The organism is Halopseudomonas pertucinogena (genome assembly GCF_014646575.1).
Classification (GTDB): domain Bacteria; phylum Pseudomonadota; class Gammaproteobacteria; order Pseudomonadales; family Pseudomonadaceae; genus Halopseudomonas; species Halopseudomonas pertucinogena.
The window spans coordinates 838,997-854,871 of sequence record NZ_BMNN01000001.1 but is presented as its reverse complement, the minus strand read 5'-3'; the positions used below and the strand labels follow the sequence as shown (position 1 = coordinate 854,871).

The 15,875-nt window shown below is 63.3% G+C and carries 18 protein-coding genes; 3 read left to right on the top strand and 15 right to left on the bottom strand.

Annotation, left to right across the window (positions count from 1 at the left end):
- Positions 1-164: 164 nt before the first annotated feature.
- Genes ccmI through ccmA form a run of 9 tightly spaced genes read right to left on the bottom strand, consistent with a single transcriptional unit; the run spans position 165 to position 7,089 of the window.
- Positions 165-1,361, bottom strand: coding sequence for a c-type cytochrome biogenesis protein CcmI (gene ccmI, locus IEW63_RS04040; protein ID WP_188635272.1), 1,197 nt, complete (start codon positions 1,359-1,361; stop codon positions 165-167).
- Entirely contained in the window at positions 1,361-1,846 is a 486-nt protein-coding gene (locus IEW63_RS04035) for a cytochrome c-type biogenesis protein (RefSeq protein WP_272872569.1), read from the bottom strand. The genes ccmI and IEW63_RS04035 overlap by 1 nt, the downstream gene beginning before the upstream one ends.
- Positions 1,843-2,409, bottom strand: coding sequence for a DsbE family thiol:disulfide interchange protein (locus tag IEW63_RS04030; protein WP_188635271.1), 567 nt, complete (start codon positions 2,407-2,409; stop codon positions 1,843-1,845). The genes IEW63_RS04035 and IEW63_RS04030 overlap by 4 nt, the downstream gene beginning before the upstream one ends.
- Entirely contained in the window at positions 2,409-4,388 is a 1,980-nt protein-coding gene (locus tag IEW63_RS04025) for a heme lyase CcmF/NrfE family subunit (RefSeq protein WP_188635270.1), read from the bottom strand. Before IEW63_RS04025 ends, IEW63_RS04030 begins: the two co-directional genes overlap by 1 nt.
- Before the next feature lie 12 nt (positions 4,389-4,400).
- Positions 4,401-4,865, bottom strand: a complete 465-nt coding sequence (gene ccmE, locus IEW63_RS04020; RefSeq protein WP_188635269.1) for a cytochrome c maturation protein CcmE — start codon at positions 4,863-4,865, stop codon at positions 4,401-4,403.
- Positions 4,865-5,023, bottom strand: coding sequence for a heme exporter protein CcmD (gene ccmD / locus IEW63_RS04015; RefSeq protein ID WP_188635268.1), 159 nt, complete (start codon positions 5,021-5,023; stop codon positions 4,865-4,867). Before ccmD ends, ccmE begins: the two co-directional genes overlap by 1 nt.
- Positions 5,020-5,763 carry a heme ABC transporter permease gene (locus tag IEW63_RS04010; protein WP_188635267.1) on the bottom strand — a complete coding sequence of 248 codons (744 nt, stop codon included), beginning with the start codon at positions 5,761-5,763 and terminating at the stop codon, positions 5,020-5,022. Before IEW63_RS04010 ends, ccmD begins: the two co-directional genes overlap by 4 nt.
- A 19-nt stretch (positions 5,764-5,782) precedes the next feature.
- Positions 5,783-6,454, bottom strand: coding sequence for a heme exporter protein CcmB (gene ccmB, locus IEW63_RS04005; RefSeq protein ID WP_188635266.1), 672 nt, complete (start codon positions 6,452-6,454; stop codon positions 5,783-5,785).
- Positions 6,454-7,089, bottom strand: coding sequence for a cytochrome c biogenesis heme-transporting ATPase CcmA (gene ccmA, locus IEW63_RS04000; RefSeq protein WP_229710308.1), 636 nt, complete (start codon positions 7,087-7,089; stop codon positions 6,454-6,456). Before ccmA ends, ccmB begins: the two co-directional genes overlap by 1 nt.
- Before the next feature lie 147 nt (positions 7,090-7,236).
- Here ccmA and fliK point away from each other — a divergent pair, with 147 nt between their 5' ends.
- Both fliK and IEW63_RS03990 read left to right on the top strand, forming a co-directional pair.
- A complete protein-coding gene (gene fliK / locus IEW63_RS03995) occupies positions 7,237-8,880 on the top strand; it encodes a flagellar hook-length control protein FliK (protein WP_188635264.1) in 1,644 nt (547 codons plus the stop codon).
- Positions 8,880-9,185 (top strand): EscU/YscU/HrcU family type III secretion system export apparatus switch protein, encoded by a 306-nt coding sequence (locus tag IEW63_RS03990; RefSeq protein WP_188635263.1) that lies wholly within the window; start codon positions 8,880-8,882, stop codon positions 9,183-9,185. Before fliK ends, IEW63_RS03990 begins: the two co-directional genes overlap by 1 nt.
- A 165-nt stretch (positions 9,186-9,350) precedes the next feature.
- Here the strand turns inward: IEW63_RS03990 and htpG are convergent, their stop codons facing one another.
- The 4 genes from htpG to IEW63_RS03970 all read right to left on the bottom strand — a co-directional run bounded on the left by htpG (position 9,351) and on the right by IEW63_RS03970 (position 13,294).
- Positions 9,351-11,255, bottom strand: a complete 1,905-nt coding sequence (gene htpG / locus IEW63_RS03985; protein WP_188635262.1) for a molecular chaperone HtpG — start codon at positions 11,253-11,255, stop codon at positions 9,351-9,353.
- 106 nt (positions 11,256-11,361) lie between these two features.
- Entirely contained in the window at positions 11,362-12,351 is a 990-nt protein-coding gene (locus IEW63_RS03980) for a hypothetical protein (protein ID WP_188635261.1), read from the bottom strand.
- Between the two features lie 50 nt (positions 12,352-12,401).
- A complete protein-coding gene (locus IEW63_RS03975) occupies positions 12,402-12,839 on the bottom strand; it encodes a PaaI family thioesterase (protein WP_188635260.1) in 438 nt (145 codons plus the stop codon).
- Positions 12,836-13,294, bottom strand: coding sequence for a PaaI family thioesterase (locus tag IEW63_RS03970; protein WP_188635259.1), 459 nt, complete (start codon positions 13,292-13,294; stop codon positions 12,836-12,838). The genes IEW63_RS03975 and IEW63_RS03970 overlap by 4 nt, the downstream gene beginning before the upstream one ends.
- A gap of 142 nt (positions 13,295-13,436) precedes the next feature.
- On the opposite strand from IEW63_RS03970, the gene IEW63_RS03965 reads away from it, so the two are divergent.
- Positions 13,437-13,739 (top strand): hypothetical protein, encoded by a 303-nt coding sequence (locus IEW63_RS03965; protein ID WP_188635258.1) that lies wholly within the window; start codon positions 13,437-13,439, stop codon positions 13,737-13,739.
- Between the two features lie 40 nt (positions 13,740-13,779).
- Here the strand turns inward: IEW63_RS03965 and IEW63_RS03960 are convergent, their stop codons facing one another.
- Positions 13,780-14,538: a DUF599 domain-containing protein gene (locus IEW63_RS03960; protein ID WP_373288201.1), complete on the bottom strand. Its 759-nt coding sequence runs from the start codon at positions 14,536-14,538 to the stop codon at positions 13,780-13,782.
- On the bottom strand, positions 14,531-15,841 hold the full coding sequence (brnQ, locus tag IEW63_RS03955; protein WP_188635257.1) for a branched-chain amino acid transport system II carrier protein: 1,311 nt from the start codon (positions 15,839-15,841) through the stop codon (positions 14,531-14,533). The genes IEW63_RS03960 and brnQ overlap by 8 nt, the downstream gene beginning before the upstream one ends.
- Positions 15,842-15,875: the final 34 nt, after the last annotated feature.

Sequence of the window (15,875 nt, the reverse complement as noted above, 5' to 3'; positions counted from 1 at the left end):
CGGTACGAAGCGTGCCCACCGGGCACCGGGGCTGCTGGCGCAGCCCCCATCGCCCCGAGGTCGGGGCTCCTACGGAGTGTGCCCAGGGCCACCCAAACCGAGCCTGCCTCCATCCGGTAGGAGCGGCGACCTCGCCGCGATTGGCGCGCGCAGCGCGCCCGGCCTCACATGCCCCGATCGATCTGCAATACCACAGCCCCGTCCTGCTCTCCTACCTTCACCTCGGCGGCCTCGGACTGATGTCCGGCGTTGCGCACGTCACTGTCGGTGGAGATGCGCGCGCTGATCTGCAGGGCCTGGCCTGGCTCCAGACTGCGGCCGGGCATCAGCGCGTGGCTGCTGTTCAGGGCGACTTCTACCGGCAACTCGCTCTTGTTCAGGCGCAATGCCAGCAGCGGCATCGGCGGGCCCTGGGGCTGACGGGCGGAGACAAAGACAACCGCATCATCCGGATACTGCTCTGCCAGTTCGGCAGCCAGCTCGATGCGCACTGCTATCTGCGGGCCCTCAGCTGCGCTGTCCGCCGGCTCTCCCATCCGCTCCCGGGCACGGTCGATACCGCCCTGGATCGCGGTGAAACCCTCACTGCCCGGCGGCATGCCGGCCTGCAGGCGCTCCCAGTAGGAAATGGCCCCGGCATAATCACCGGCTTCGAAGGCGTTGATGCCGAGCAGGCCCAGCGCGGTGGGCTCGTTCGGGTTCATTTCCAGAGCGCGGCTCAATGCATCGGCGGCTTCGCTGTCGAGCTTGTTGTCGTTGGCGAAGAAACGCGCCTGGGCATACTGGGCGAGCACCTCCGGATGCACACCCATCAGGTCCATGCTGTTACCGAAGGCATTGGCGGCATCCGCCGGCCTTTGCTGCGCCAGGTAGGCCCTGCCGAGCATGTACCAGACCTCACCATTCTGCGGCTGCACTTCGGTGATGCGCTCCATCCGGTCGATATAGGCCACCAGGTCTGCCGGCATGGGGTCGTTCTGCATTTCGCGCAACAACTGCAGGCCGGCCGGATTGCCCCAGCTCAGGTAAAGACCGACGACCACCAGCGGCAGCGCTGCGGCCGCTACGAGGAGCGCAATCGGACTGCCGCGATGGGTCGGGCGGCGAGCCTCGTCCGCCTTCGCGGTGTCTTCGAGCAGCAGCTTGCCGGCCTCCTCCAGCGCAATGTCATGCAGCTCGGCGGAGATCTCGCCTGCCTCCCGCTGAGCGCCTAACTCTGCCACGCGCTCTTCGTAGAGCGCCACGTTCAGCGCGGTGCGGTCCACGGTGTTGCGCTGACGGCGGGCCTTCCATACCGGCCATACCAGAAAAAGCACGCCCGCTAGTATCAGCAGCGCGCCATACAACCACAAATCAGTCATCAGCTGTCTTCTTCTCTTTCCAGCAGGGATTGCAGACGTTGTTGCTCGTCCTTGCTAAGGGGATGGGCCGCCGCCTCACGCAGCGCCCGCTGACGGCGGCGCAGCATCACGATCAGGATGATGAAGCCACCCAGCAGCATCGCCGCCGGGCCGAACCAGAGCACCACTGTCGCTGGGCTGAGGGCCGGTTTGTAGCGGACGAAGTCACCATAACGCTCGACCATGAAATCGATGATCTCGCGATTGTCCTTGCCTTCCATGAGCATGCGGTGCACTTCACGCCGCAGGTCGGTGGCGATGGGCGCATCGGAATCAGCAATGTTCTGGTTCTGGCACTTCGGGCAGCGCAGCTCGCCGCTTACCTGATAAAAGCGCTGGCGCTGTTCCTCGGTCTCGAACTCGTAGGTATCGATAGCCGCAAGCGCCACCGGCGCCAGCAGCAGCATCAGCAGCAACCAGCCCCTGTGCATCAAGGCAGTCGTCATTGTGCCTCCTGATCGATCAGCGCCTGGTAGCGCGGGCCGAGCTCGTTGTTCCAGACCCGATCATCCACCGCGCCGATGTATTTGTAATGGATCACACCCTCGGCATCGATCAGAAAGGTTTCCGGTGCGCCGTACACCCCCAGATTGATGCCCAGACTGCCCTGGGGGTCTTCGATATTCAGGCGATAGGGGTTGCCCAGTTCCGCCAGCCAGCGGCGGGCTGCCTCACTCTCGTCCTTGTAGTTCACGCCGTAGATGGTCACGCCCCGCTCGACCAGCTTGTTGAAATACGCATGTTCCGCGCGGCAGGTCGGGCACCAGGTGGCCCAGACGTTGATCAGCGCCACCTCGCCCTTGAGATCATCGGGACTGATCAGTTGCTCCGGATCATCCAGCGAGGGCAGCTCGAAGAAGGGCACCGGCTTGCCGATCAGCGCCGAGGGCAGCGCACTGGGGTCCACCGCCAGGTCCTGCTGGGTCTTCTTGTCGCTGAGGGTCTTCAGGAACAGTGCCGTCAACCCCAGAAACAACAGCAGGGGTATCACTACCCAGGATCTACGCATCAGACAGCCTCCCTCGGTACGGCCTGGGCCGCGGTACGACGCTGACGGGCCTTGAGCCGGTAACGCTTGTCACTGGCAGCGAGCAGACCACCGATGGTCATCAACAGGCCACCACCCCAGATCCAGCGCACGAAGGGCTTGATATGCACGCGGATGGCCCAGGCGCGATTCTCCTCGTCAAGCGGCTCACCCATGGCAACGAACAGGTCGCGGGTCAGACCGGGATGGATACCGGCTTCGGTCATCGGCATGTTCTGCACCGTGTACAGGCGCTTCTCCGGACGCAGCGTGGTGATCCGGCGGTCATTGCGGTACACGTCAATGATGCCCTGATCGGAGATCCAGTTCGGGCCCTCCCGGTGGGTGGAGCCCTTGAACACGAAGCTGTAACCACCCAGTTCCAGACTGTCGCCCGGCTCCATGCGCAGGTCACGCTGGCTGTCGAACAGACTGGCACCGACCACACCGACCGCACATACCGCGATGCCGATATGGGCCATCACCATGCCCCAGTAACTGCGAGGCAGCGCGCGGATGCCGCGCATCAGACCCTTGTTGCGGGTCTTGTCGAGGATGTCGCGTACCGCACTGCCGACCACCCACAGCACCAGGAACAACATGCTGCCGACCGCCAGGAAGTGGTCACCTACCCAGACGGCGCCGATCACCGCCCCGATCGCTGCCAGCACCAGCACCCACTTGAGCATGCTGACCAGCCACTTGACCGGTGTGTCCTTCCAGCGGCTGATGGCGCCGACGCCCAGCGCCAGCATCAGAATCATCATCAACGGCACGAACAGCGCATTGAAATACGGCGGGCCCACCGACACCAGATTGCCGGTGAGGGCATCCAGCGCCATCGGATAGAGCGTGCCGAGCAGCACCATCAGCGTGGCGACCACCAGGATCACGTTATTGACCAGCAGGAAGGTCTCCCGCGACCACAGGGCGAAGCCGATCTTGCTCTTGACCACCGGCGCACGCAGGGCATACAGCGTCAGCGAGCCGCCGACCACCACCAGCAGGAAGGCAAGGATGAACACGCCGCGCTCCGGGTCGGTGGCGAAGGCGTGAACCGAGGTCAGTACGCCAGAGCGCACCAGGAAGGTACCCAGCAGGCTCAGGGAGAAGGCGGCAATGGCCAGCAGCACAGTCCAGCTCTTGAACACGCCGCGCTTTTCCGTCACCGCCAGGGAGTGGATCAGCGCGGTGCCGACCAGCCAGGGCATGAAGGAGGCGTTTTCCACCGGGTCCCAGAACCACCAGCCACCCCAGCCCAGTTCGTAATAGGCCCACCAGGAGCCGAGGACGATACCCAGCCCGAGAAAGGCCCAGGCGACGATGGTCCAGGGCCGCGACCAGCGCGCCCAGGCAGCATCCAGCCGACCGCCGAGCAGCGCAGCAATGGCGAAGGCAAAGGCCACCGAGAACCCGACGTATCCCATATAGAGCATGGGCGGATGCACGATCAGCCCGAAATCCTGCAGCAGCGGGTTGAGGTCCCGGCCGTCCTCGGGGAAGAACGGCAGCTGCCGGTCGAAGGGGTTCGATGTCATCAGCATGAACAGCAGGAAGCCGATGCTGATCATGCCCATCACCGCCAGCACCCGGCTGAGCATCTCCTCGGGCAGGTCCCGGGAGAAGATCGCCACGGCGAAGGTCCAAGCTGCGAGGATCAGTGCCCACAGCAGCAGCGATCCTTCGTGACCGCCCCAGACCGCGCTGACCTGGTAATACCAGGGCAGCGCCGAGTTGGAGTTGAGCGCCACATAGGTAACGCTGAAATCATTGGTGAGGAACGCGTGCACCAGGCAGATGAACGCGAACAGTACGAACAGGCACTGTGCGAACGCCGCCGGCTGGGCAAACCCCATGGCCAGGGTGTCACCCTTCCACGCTCCGTACAGCGGGATGGTTGCCTGCAATATGGCCATCACCAGAGCGATGATGAGGGCAATCTGCCCAAGCTCGGGAATCATTCGACCTCCGGATCAGTTGCTGGCGGGCGGCGTGTAGCCGTCCACCTTCATGTGTTCGACCTGCTCCAGCGCCTGGGCCACTTCCGGTGGCATGTATTCCTCATCATGCTTGGCCAGCACTTCGTCGGCCACCAGCACGCGGTCCGCATTGAGACGTCCGAGTGCCACGATGCCCTGCCCCTCGCGGAACAGGTCAGGCAGGATGCCGCTGTAGGAAATGGTGATGGCCTCGCCGCCGTCACTTACATCGAAGGTCACATCCAGGCCTTCGGTGGAGCGCTTGACGCTGCCGGCCACGACCATTCCCCCTGCGCGGATGCGGGCATCCAGCGGGGCGACGCCGGTGGCGATTTCGGTCGGCGTATAGAACAGGTTGATGTTCTGGCGCAGGGCGCCCAGCGCGAGTGCAACTGCCACGCCCACACCGAGCAGGACCAGCAGGATGAGTATCAGACGTTTCTTTCGCTGCGGATGCATTACATCACCTCCCGACGGCGACGACGCGCCTCTTCATTGACCAGACGCCGACGGGCCAGCCACGGCTGGGCCACGTTCAGCACTAAAACGGCAAAGGTTATGGCGTAGCACGACCAGACGTAGACGCCGTGCCCACCCATGTTGAAAATTTCACTCATGACAGCTTCTCCAGCGCCTCGCGCACCCAGCGGGTCTTGTGCTCACGGCGCAGCACCTCCAGGCGCATGCGCATGAACAGGCTCACGGTGAACAGCGCGTAGAATCCCAGCACCATCAGCAGCAGCGGCAGCCACATTTCCATGGGCATGGCCGGCTTCTCGGTGAGCTTGAACGTGGCGGGCTGATGGAGGGTGTTCCACCAGTCCACCGAGTACTTGATGATCGGGATGTTCACCGTACCGACAATTGCCAGTACAGCAGTGGCCTTGGCTGATGTGTCCCGGTTGCTGATCGCCTGCCCCAGCGCAATGATGCCGAAATACAGGAACAGCAGAATCAGCATGGAGGTCAGCCGCGCATCCCACACCCAGTAGGTGCCCCAGGTGGGCTTGCCCCAGATGGCGCCGGTCAGCAGCGCAACGAAGGTCATCCAGGCACCGATCGGCGCAGCGCACTTGAGCGCCACGTCCGCGAGCTTCATGCGCCAGACGAGGCTGACGATGCCGGCAACGGCCAGCATGATGTAGCAGGACTGGGCGACAAAGGCAGCCGGCACATGGATGTAGATGATCCGGAAGCTGTTGCCCTGCTGATAATCCTGCGGCGCGAAGAACAGCCCCCACACCGATCCGACGGCGATCAGCGCCACCGCGGCCACGGCAAACCAGGGCAGCCAGCGGCCACTGATGTCATAGAACCACTTGGGCGAACCCAGTTTATGGAAGAAGGTCCACTTCATGCACTACCTGCCTGACAAATCATTCACTCACTCCAATGCGCAATCCTGCGGCGATGGCAAAGGGCGCCAAGGTCAGCGCCAACACCGCCAGACAGCCGAGCCAGAGCGCGAAGCCGGTTACCGGCATACCCTGCAGCGCAGCGTCCATGGCGCCGGTTCCCAGAATCAGCACCGGGATATACAGCGGCAGGATCAGCAGCGCCAGCAGCAGCCCGCCGCTCTTCAGGCCAACCGTCAGTGCCGCGCCTACCGCCCCCAGCAGGCTGAGAACAGGGGTACCCAGCAACAGGGTCATTACCAGTACCGGCAATACCGAGCCGGGCAGCGCCAGCATCATGCCGAACAGCGGTGCCAGAATCACCATCGCCAGACCGGACATCATCCAGTGATGCACGACCTTGACCAGTACCATCAGCTCCAGCGGGTGGGGCGACAGCACCCACTGCTCCAGCGAGCCGTCCTCGTAATCGCTGCGGAACATGCCATCCAGTGACAGCAGCGTCGCCAGCAGCGCAGCCACCCAGATCACACCGGGCGCCATGGTCCGCAGTACCGAAGGCTCGGGTCCCACCGCCAGCGGAAACAGGCTCACCACCAGCGCGAAGAACACCAGCGGGTTGAGCAGATCTCCGGGGCGACGCCAGGCCAGACGCCACTCACGGCAGAACAGCAACCAGATGATCCGCCGCATCAGCCCACCTGCTCCAGGTCCAGACAACGCACCCCCGGGAGGTGATCAAGGCCATGGTGGGTGGTCAGGACCACCATGCCGCCCTCCCCTGCATGGGCCAGGATATGCTGCTCCAGCGCCGCCACACCGGCCTTGTCGATGGCGGTGAAGGGTTCGTCCAGGATCCATACCGGATGGTGTTCGAGATACAGCCGGGCCAGCGCCACACGGCGCTTCTGACCCGCTGAGAGATTATGGCAGGGAACGTCCTCGAAGCCCCGCAGACCGACTTTTGCCAGCGCTTCCCAGATGCGATCGCTGTCGACCGGCCTGCTCAGCGCGCACAGCCAGGCCAGATTTTCCTCTGCGGTCAGCGCGCCCTTCACTGCGGGGGCGTGACCGATGTACAGCCGCTGCTGGCGCCATGCGAGCCGCCCGCTGCCGCGCAGCACCGACTCACCGCCATAGCGCATGTCGCCCGCAGAGGCAGGCAGCAGGCCGGCCATGATCCGCAGCAGACTGGTCTTCCCCGAGCCGTTGGGCCCGGCCACCTGCAGAACCTCCCCCGGCTTGAGCGTCAGAGACAGCGAAGCAAACAGTTCGCGCTGGTCGCGCTCGCATGCCAGTTCGTCCAGCTCTACAGGCAGTGGCTTCACCTTTACTCCAGACCGCCGGGGCGGATGACTCATATTTCTCGACCGCCTGCCGCTATACTGCCTAAGCGCCGGGCGATCGATCTGTTGGCGCATTATACATTGGCACCCTGTGCATATGGGTCTGATTTACATCAATATGTGACATACATGACGCCGGATCTGAACCTGCCCCCCATTTCGCCCAGCCCGCCCAGGAACGGGCCTTCCAGTGCTGCCGCAGGCCCTTCTGCGGTACCCCTGGAACTGCTGCGTCCGATTGCCGCAGCGACCCTGGCACCGGGAGAAAATGCCGAGGCCCGGGTGGTCAGCAGCGAGGCCCGGGGCGGGCAATTCGAAGTCCTCCTGCGTCTGGCCAGGGCGGCGGGCGGTACTGCAGACATCAGCGTGGCAAGCCGGCAACCGCTGGAGCCGGGCTCCGCCGTCACGGTGCAGGCGCTCACCCCTACCCGTCTGCTGGCGCTGATCAATGACGCCCGCCTCAGCAGTCAGGCTCCTCCCGTGCTCACCCGACTCGACCCGCAGCTGTTCCCGGCTGGCAGCGTGCTGCAGGCGCGGGTGGTCGAGAGCCAGCCGCTGGCCGACGCGCAGGCACGCTTTGCGATCCTGGCAAAGGTACTGCAAGGGGCGGCAGCCGGCTCGGTACTGAGCATGGAGAGCAGCCGCCCGGCCGTTCCGGGCAGCCTGCTGACCGCCACGGTAGACAACAGAGGTGCACTGCGGGTGAACAGCGCGCAGCAACAGCTGCATCAGCTGGAATTGATGCAGGGCATGCGCGCAAGCCTGCAGAACCAGCTGCCGGCGCCGGCGATGCTGCAGGTTCTGGACAGGCTCGCCGGGCTCCCCGATCTGCCGTCCCTGCTGCGCACCTGCATGCAGCAGGTATTGAACCATGTTGCCACGCCGGAACATCTCGGCAGCACGGGCGGCGTCGCCCAGGCGATCCGCCAGAGCGGCCTGTTTCTGGAGGCGAACCTGCAACAGCTGCAACGGGCGCTCGGCGGCGCCAGCCCCGGCAGCGCCGACGGCAACGGAACAAACACCAATCCTGCACAGGGGCAGCTCCCACCCCTTTCGCGGGTGCTCCCCCTGCTTGCCAGCCTGGCCACCCCACCCGGGACCGAGCCGCTGCCCGGTGCGGACTTCAAGGCCAGCCTGATCACCCTGCTCATCACGCTGCAACAACACCTGCCACCGGATGCCAGCAAGGCGCTGACCCTGCCGCCTGGCCCTTGGCAACAGGCGCTGGTCGTCCGGCCCGGCATGTTTCCGCTGCCCTCCCGCGCCGTCCAGGCATTCAATGAGGCGCCTGATCTGGGCAGCCTGCTGCGCCTCACTGCCGCGCTGTTATCCCGTATTCAGCATCACCAGTTCCAGAGTCTGGGCCAGACCCAGACCTTCGCTGACGGCAGCAGCCAGACGGTCTGGCAGCTTGACCTGCCGCTGCGTGATGGCCAGCAGTTCACCCAGGTGCAGCTGCGCATCCAGCAGGACAAGCCCGCTCCCGACAGGCGTCAGGGCGAGCAGGCTCCACAGTGGGAGATCCGGCTTGCATTCAACCTGGACCACCTGGGCCCGCTGCAGGCCATCGCCCGCCTGCAGCGCGGGCGTGTGAGCAGTGAGTTCTGGGCGGAGAAACCCGACACGTTGCAGCTGCTGCACCGTGAGCTTGGTCAGCTCCGCGACCGCCTGCTGACCCGCGGGCTGGAAGTGGGGGAGCTGAGTTGCCACCATGGCACGCCCCCGGAACCACAGCAGGCTGTACAACAACGCTGGATCGACGAGGTGACCTGATGGATCAGCAACGCAAGGCCATTGCCCTGCTCTACGAAGGCGGCCCGGACGCACCCCAGATCACCGCCAAGGGTGAAGGCGACCTGGCGGAGCAGATCGTGCAGCTGGCGCTGGATTATGAGGTACCGATTTACGAGAACGCCGACCTGGCGAGTCTGCTGACGCGGATGGAACTGGGCGATCAGATACCCGAGTCGCTGTACCGCACCATTGCGGAGATCATTGCGTTTGCGTGGCATCTGAAGGGCAAGGTGCCGGAGGGGTTTGTTTGGCCGGAAGATGGCATCGACGGGAACAGTGGGTAACACCCGGGCGTGCTACGCACGCCTATCGCCCCGGGGTCGGTGCTCCTACAACAGCGGGGGTTGGCCGCAAGAGGGGGGCAGCGGCAAGTTCGCGTGACCGCCCGCCCTGTTCCTGCAGGAGCCTCGACCTCGGGGCGATAGGCGGGCAAGCCCGCCTGGTTTGTCTTACTTGCTGAGCTCTACGAGCAGCGCATTCAGTCGACGCACGTAAGTACCCGGATCCTGCAGTGCCTCACCGGCGGCCAGCGCGGCCTGGTCGAACAGGATGTGCGTCAGGTCCGCAAAGCGGTCTTCGTCCGGCTCCTGATCCAGCTTCTCCAGCAGCGGATGGGTCGGGTTGATTTCCAGAATCGGCTTGCTTTCCGGCGCCTTCTGGCCGGTGGCCTCGAGGATCTTGCGCATCTGCAGACCCATACCGTCTTCGGCAACAACCAGCACGGCGGGCGAGTCGGTAAGACGGTGTGATACCTTGACCTCTTCGACGCTGTCACCCAGCACCTTCTTCACCCGCTCGACCAGATCCGCCTTGGCCTTGGCCACCTCTTCCTGGGCCTGCTTGTCCTCATCGCCTTCCAGCTTGCCGAGATCCAGATCACCACGGGCAACGTCAACAAACTCCTTGCCCTTGTACTCGTTCAGATGGCTCATCAGCCACTCGTCGATACGGTCAGTGAGCAGCAGTACCTCGATACCCTTCTTGCGGAAGATTTCCAGGTGCGGGCTGTTCTTCACCTGGCTGTAGCGCTCGCCGGTGAGGTAGTAGATCTTGTCCTGACCCTCCTTCATCCGCTCGATGTAGCCGTCCAGGCTGACGATCTCACTGTCGTCGTCCTGCGCGGTCGAGGCGAAGCGCAGCAGGCCGGCGATCTTCTCGCGGTTGGCAAAGTCTTCCGCCGGGCCTTCCTTCATCACGCTGCCGAAGGCTTTCCAGAAGGTGGCGTACTTCTCGGGATCGTTCTTCGCCATCTTCTCGAGCATATCCAGCGCGCGCTTGGTCAGCGCGGACTTCATGCTGTCGATGGCTGGATCCTTCTGAAGGATCTCCCGGGAAACGTTCAGTGACAGGTCGTTGGAGTCCACCACGCCCTTGATGAAACGCAGATACAGCGGCAGGAACTGCTCGGCGTCGTCCATGATGAACACGCGCTGCACATAGAGCTTCAGGCCGCGCGGCGCTTCGCGATGGTAGAGGTCGAACGGAGCGCGGCCAGGTACATAAAGCAGGCTGGTATATTCGAGCTTGCCTTCGACCTTGTTATGACTCCAGGCCAGGGGGTTCTCGAAGTCATGGGCTACATGTTTGTAGAACTCCTGGTATTCCTCCTCCTTGACCTCGGTGCGCGGGCGGGTCCACAGGGCGCTGGCCCGGTTGACGCTCTCCCACTCGATCTCGGCGGGCTTGTCCTTCTCGTCACCCATATGCTGCTTGGGCAGCTCGATCGGCAGGGAGATGTGGTCGGAGTATTTCTTGATGACGTTACGCAGGCGCCAGCCATCGGCGAACTCCTTCTCGTCCGCCTTCAGGTGCAGCACGATACGGGTACCACGTTCGAGCTTCTCGATGTTCTCGATGGTGAAATCACCCTCCGCCGCGGATTCCCAGCGCACCCCTTCATCGGCCGCCAGACCGGCGCGGCGGGTGAACACCTCGACCCTGTCGGCAACGATGAAGGCGCTGTAGAAGCCCACCCCGAATTGCCCGATCAGCTGGGCGTCCTTCTTCTGGTCCCCGGTGAGCTGCTGCATGAAACTGGCGGTGCCGGATTTGGCGATGGTACCGAGGTGGCTGATGACTTCCTCGCGGGACATGCCGATGCCGTTATCCTCGATGGTCAGGGTATTGGCCTGCTCATCTGCGCTGATGCGGATGCGCAGATTGGGATCGCTTTCCAGTAATTCGGGCTTGGCAATGGCCTCGAAACGCAGCTTGTCCGAGGCATCCGAGGCGTTGGAAATCAGCTCGCGGAGAAAGATCTCCTTGTTCGAATACATCGAATGGATCATCAGGTGCAGCAGCTGCTTCACCTCGGTCTGAAAACCCAGCGTTTCCTTCTTGGCTTCCACGGTCATCTTCGCAATATCTCCATGTTTCACAGGTACAGGTGCCCGGGGCGGGCGAATGCTGTGTTGATGGGGATGGCGGACAGGGATTTCAAGCCCGGCGGGCGCAGCTCCGTCAGCGCCGTACCGCTTCCTCGATAAGCCGTATGTCCAGCGGATGAAAGTGCAGCTCCACCTGATTGGCGCCCCTTGGCAGGGACAGCACGATGCGCTGCTCGGGACTGAGCTGCCTGAACACGCCCTGGTGGACCCGGCCCGTCCAGGTGGTGAGGCGGATCTGCGCGCCGGAAAACAGGTCGGGCTCATCCAGCAGGGCCAGCAGGCTCAGCTCGCGCCACGCCGGCGAGGCGGGCATGGGGCGCGGATTCTCCGGGGCAACGGACGGAACTGCCTGAAGCACCAGGCGCTCGGTCTGCTCGCGCTCACTCATCCAGTCAGGCGCAGTCGTCAGCCGGAACGCACCGGTCAGCCATGTACTGTAACTGGTGGGCAGGTGCAGATGGATACGCCCTTCAACCTGATCATCTCCCACGCGGGTAAGATCCAGGCTCAGGCTGTAGTCGCCTGTCACCCGCCGCAGGCCGGGTTCGGCAAGTGCCCCGGTATGCCAGCGCAGGATGAGCTCCGGCCAGGCACCGTCATCCTCGGGCAGGCGCTCGACCGAGGGCTGCAGCAGCAGCTCCCTGGCATTGCCGAACCGGATGGTAAGAGACCGGCGGGTTCGGCCGTCCGGACTTTCCTCAAGCAGGAGATCGTCACCTCGCCAGGTGATGCTGTCGGGATTGAAGGGCTGCCCCATGATGGTACCGCGCAGCGTACCCCCGGCGGCGGGCTCTACCAGCCAGTCCCCGGCGATGAGCTGGTCTGCTCTGTCCGGATGCTGGTGCTGCAGCCAGAAACTGCCGCTGACCAGAGCCAGTACGCCAATCAGCATGAGCAGACGTGGCGGCACCGGGTAACCCATGCCCCTCATCAGCAGGGTAAGGGGGCCGAACAACAAGGCCAGCACCATGCGGCTGACCGAACGACGCATGGTGACCGCGACCAACCATATCCAGCCCATTGCCAGCAGTATGGCGCCGGCCGGTATCAACAAGGCTTCCATGTCCCATCTCCTGCCTGTGGAGGGCGGGCACCATTCCAGCGCCCGTTATTTCAGTCCAGTTTGAAGTGCGCCCGCGCCGTGGCAACCGGCTCCTCGGAGCGGGTCTGCCAGGCCGTGATGGCTACGTTACCGACTCGGCGGCCCTGGCGCCAGATCTGGCATCGGGCATAGGTGTCCCGGGACAGTCCAGCACGAAGATAATCCACCGAGAAATCGATGATCTTGGGAAAGCTCGGGCTGTTCATGCTGACCATCAGCTGCAGCATGGCGCTGAGCTCCATGAACCCCGCCAGCACGCCACCATGCAATGCCGGCAGTATCGGGTTGCCTATATTGTCCTTGTCCATCGGCAGATGGAAGATCATCTCCTCCCCAAGCCGCATCACCTGTATGCCGATCAAGCGGGCATAGGGGATCTCGGCAATCAGCGCCTCGTAATTGCCGGTCTGGTGCGCCTGGTGGACCAGTTCGTCTATGTGCTCGCTCATACCCGGCCCCCCAGCTGGAACAACTGTTGCCCGTCCGGCGCCGGCCCCATGCGCATGAACACGCCGACCACGTGGGCCAGCGGGTCTTCGCGCCGCTCCTGATAGGCGACCCCACGGGTGAAGATGATGGTCGGGGTCACCCGGTAGCATTCGGCAAAGCCATAGATCGGCTTGCCGGGCTCGGCCGGATGCATGTAATCGATGCGCAGGTCGAGTGTCGGACAGATCTCGAACTCGTCCAGATAGCAAACGGTGGAAATGCCACAGCAGGTGTCCATCAGCGTGGTGATCGCGCCGCCATGCACCACGCCGGAAACCGGGTTGCCCACAATGTATTCGCTGTAGGGCAGTTTGATGATCAGCCCATTCTCGTCTGCCTGCTCGACGGTCATGCCCAGTACCTGGCAGTGACGCAGAACGGAAAGAAAACTCTCGGCACGCTGTTTGATGTTCATCGATCCAACCACAGGGGAAAAACCCGGATTTTACCAGATAACAGGAATATTCCCGTAACGCCTCGCATATTACTCGACCGCTCCGGAACTCGCCGCATTTATTCGGGACTAACCAGACGGTAATCATCACTTGGAGAATGAGATGAAGAAACTTTGCGCAACCGCCTTCCTGCTGGCCAGCTTCGGTCTGCTGGCGGCCTGTCAGGATAGCCCCGAAGACAAGATGGAGTCCGCCCGGGAGTCCATGTCAGACGCTGCAGAAAACGTAGGCGATGCTATGGAGAGCACCGGTGAGGCTGTCGAGCAGCGCACTGATGAAGCCTTTGACAACGAGCCGAGCGCCGCCGAGCGTGCCGAGGCCAATCTGGACGCCGCCGGTGACCGTATCGAAGAGGCCTATGACGAAACAAGTGACAACATCGAAGAGCGCATGAACCGCGACTGATGTGTCGGGTCATCCCGGCGCCCGCCGGGATGACATCACCCTACTCTGCCGGAGGCTCCGGGAACTGCGCCGGGGTTGCCATCAGCACCTCAAGCACCGATGACCTGAATTCCCGCCTGTACAACACCCACACCACCCCCGCCGTGATCCCCATGAATACCCAGGGGTTGATGAACCAGCTGAGCATGGCCAGTGCGAAGTAGTAGGAACGCAGCCCCAGGTTGAAGGAGTGGGCAGCTTTGGAGAGCACCTTGGCCGCACGACTTGCGAAGGCTCTGCGCTCGATTTCGCTGACGTGCTTCTCACCGACCAGCGGTGCCGACCCGAACAGCACCGAGGCGAAGTTGTACTGGCGCATGGCCCAGGAAAAGGTGAAGAAGGCATAGACGAAAATGCCGAGCATGATCAGCAGCTTCATCTCCGACACTTCGCGGCTGACCGGGGCGACAAACGGAAGGTCACGCAGCAGGTTCTGCGCCTGATCTGTGGCCCCCATCACGGTGATGAGACCGGCCACGATCAGCAGGGTACTGGACGCAAAGAAGGACGTATTACGCTCAAGATTGCTGATCAGGCTGGCGTCGGCAATGCGCTGTTCACGCAGCAGCAGCCGGGCCATCCAGTCCTTGCGATAGAGGTGCAATACACTGGCCAGGCAGGGCGTGTCACGCCCCCGGTGCCAGGCGTAGCGGGTATAACCCACCCAGCACAGCATGAACCAGCAAAACGCTGCCACATTCAACCAAAGCGACCCCGCTTCGGGAATGCCGCTCATCACCGCTGCCCATCGCTCAGGCATGGCGATGCTTGCCGTGGCGGACGAAATCCACCGCCAGCGCCATCACCAGCATTGCCAGTGCCGGCACCAGCCAGCCCAGCCCCTGGGAGGAAAACGGCAGCGCGCTCATCCATGCGGTGTCCTTGGCTACAAAACCGGCTGTCTTGAGGCCGTCGATGATGCCGAACACCAGCGCCACGGCCATGACCGGGCGCATGATGTTCTGCGGGCGCGCGAGGTTGGCAGAAAACAGCCCCAGGCACACCAGCACGATCGCCAACGGATAGAGACCGACCAGCACGGGAATCGAAATCCGGATGAGACTGTCCAGCCCCTGGTTGGATACCGCCATGCAGAAGATGGTGAATACCCAGACCACCTGATTGTAGGTAACCGGAAACTCCCTGCTGAAGAAGGCACCGCAGGCCGAGATCAGCCCTACCGCCGTTGTCAGGCAGGCCAGCGTGATGACAATCGCCAACAGCACGCTGCCCGCCGCGCCAAAGCGATACTGGACGAAGGCGGCGAGAATCTGCCCGCCATTGGCGCCCTCCCGGACCAGCGTGCTGCTGGTTGCCCCGAGCTGGAACAGAGCCAGATATACCATCGCCAGGCCGAAGGCGGCGATCACCGCAGCAATGATCGTGTAGCGGGTGACAATGTGAGTCTCCTGCACCTGACGGTCCCGGATCGCGCGGGTGATTACCACGCCGAAGACCAGCGCGCCCAGCGCGTCCATCGTCAGGTAGCCCTCCAGCACACCGGCAATGACAGGGTTCGCCTCATAGGCACCGGTCGGCTCACCCATAGGACCTGCTGGGAAGAACATCGCCGTCAGTCCGAGAATGACCAGAGCCAGCAGCAACACGGGGGTGATGATCTTGCCGATATTATCCACCAGCCGGCCCGGCTTCAGCGCCAGCCAGAGCACCACCGCAAAGTACAGCAGGGAGTAGCCGAGCAAGGTCTGCCAGCTGCTGCCGACCAGACCGACGATGCCGACTTCATAGGACACAGTGGCCGTTCGCGGCGTGGCAAACAACGGTCCGATGGCCAGGTATACGAGTATGGCCAATACCAGCCCGGGTAATTTGCCCAGCGGAGCCGTGAGCTCCTGGATGCCTCCGCCGACGCGCGCCAGCGCAACCAGGGTCAGCAGCGGCAGGCCCACCGCGGTGATGAGAAAGCCCATACCCGTGGACCAGAGGTTCTCCCCTGCTGATAGGCCGGCGCTGGGCGGAAAGATGATGTTGCCTGCCCCCAGAAAAAGGGCAAACGTCATGAAACCGAGGGCCAGGAGATTGGCCGGCGATAATGTCTTCATTGGTTTTCTTCTATCCGGAACTGCCTGGGAGCGA

What these genes read in the sequence shown, in the direction of transcription:
- ccmI (WP_188635272.1), bottom strand. Translation starts at nt 1,361, where the DNA reads ATGACTGATTTGTGGTTGTATGGCGCGCTGCTGATACTAGCGGGCGTG.
- IEW63_RS04035 (WP_272872569.1), bottom strand. Translation starts at nt 1,846, where the DNA reads ATGACGACTGCCTTGATGCACAGGGGCTGGTTGCTGCTGATGCTGCTG.
- IEW63_RS04030 (WP_188635271.1), bottom strand. Translation starts at nt 2,409, where the DNA reads ATGCGTAGATCCTGGGTAGTGATACCCCTGCTGTTGTTTCTGGGGTTG.
- IEW63_RS04025 (WP_188635270.1), bottom strand. Translation starts at nt 4,388, where the DNA reads ATGATTCCCGAGCTTGGGCAGATTGCCCTCATCATCGCTCTGGTGATG.
- ccmE (WP_188635269.1), bottom strand. Translation starts at nt 4,865, where the DNA reads ATGCATCCGCAGCGAAAGAAACGTCTGATACTCATCCTGCTGGTCCTG.
- ccmD (WP_188635268.1), bottom strand. Translation starts at nt 5,023, where the DNA reads ATGAGTGAAATTTTCAACATGGGTGGGCACGGCGTCTACGTCTGGTCG.
- IEW63_RS04010 (WP_188635267.1), bottom strand. Translation starts at nt 5,763, where the DNA reads ATGAAGTGGACCTTCTTCCATAAACTGGGTTCGCCCAAGTGGTTCTAT.
- ccmB (WP_188635266.1), bottom strand. Translation starts at nt 6,454, where the DNA reads ATGCGGCGGATCATCTGGTTGCTGTTCTGCCGTGAGTGGCGTCTGGCC.
- fliK (WP_188635264.1), top strand. Translation starts at nt 7,237, where the DNA reads ATGACGCCGGATCTGAACCTGCCCCCCATTTCGCCCAGCCCGCCCAGG.
- IEW63_RS03990 (WP_188635263.1), top strand. Translation starts at nt 8,880, where the DNA reads ATGGATCAGCAACGCAAGGCCATTGCCCTGCTCTACGAAGGCGGCCCG.
- htpG (WP_188635262.1), bottom strand. Translation starts at nt 11,255, where the DNA reads ATGACCGTGGAAGCCAAGAAGGAAACGCTGGGTTTTCAGACCGAGGTG.
- IEW63_RS03980 (WP_188635261.1), bottom strand. Translation starts at nt 12,351, where the DNA reads ATGGAAGCCTTGTTGATACCGGCCGGCGCCATACTGCTGGCAATGGGC.
- IEW63_RS03975 (WP_188635260.1), bottom strand. Translation starts at nt 12,839, where the DNA reads ATGAGCGAGCACATAGACGAACTGGTCCACCAGGCGCACCAGACCGGC.
- IEW63_RS03970 (WP_188635259.1), bottom strand. Translation starts at nt 13,294, where the DNA reads ATGAACATCAAACAGCGTGCCGAGAGTTTTCTTTCCGTTCTGCGTCAC.
- IEW63_RS03965 (WP_188635258.1), top strand. Translation starts at nt 13,437, where the DNA reads ATGAAGAAACTTTGCGCAACCGCCTTCCTGCTGGCCAGCTTCGGTCTG.
- IEW63_RS03960 (WP_373288201.1), bottom strand. Translation starts at nt 14,538, where the DNA reads ATGCCTGAGCGATGGGCAGCGGTGATGAGCGGCATTCCCGAAGCGGGG.
- brnQ (WP_188635257.1), bottom strand. Translation starts at nt 15,841, where the DNA reads ATGAAGACATTATCGCCGGCCAATCTCCTGGCCCTCGGTTTCATGACG.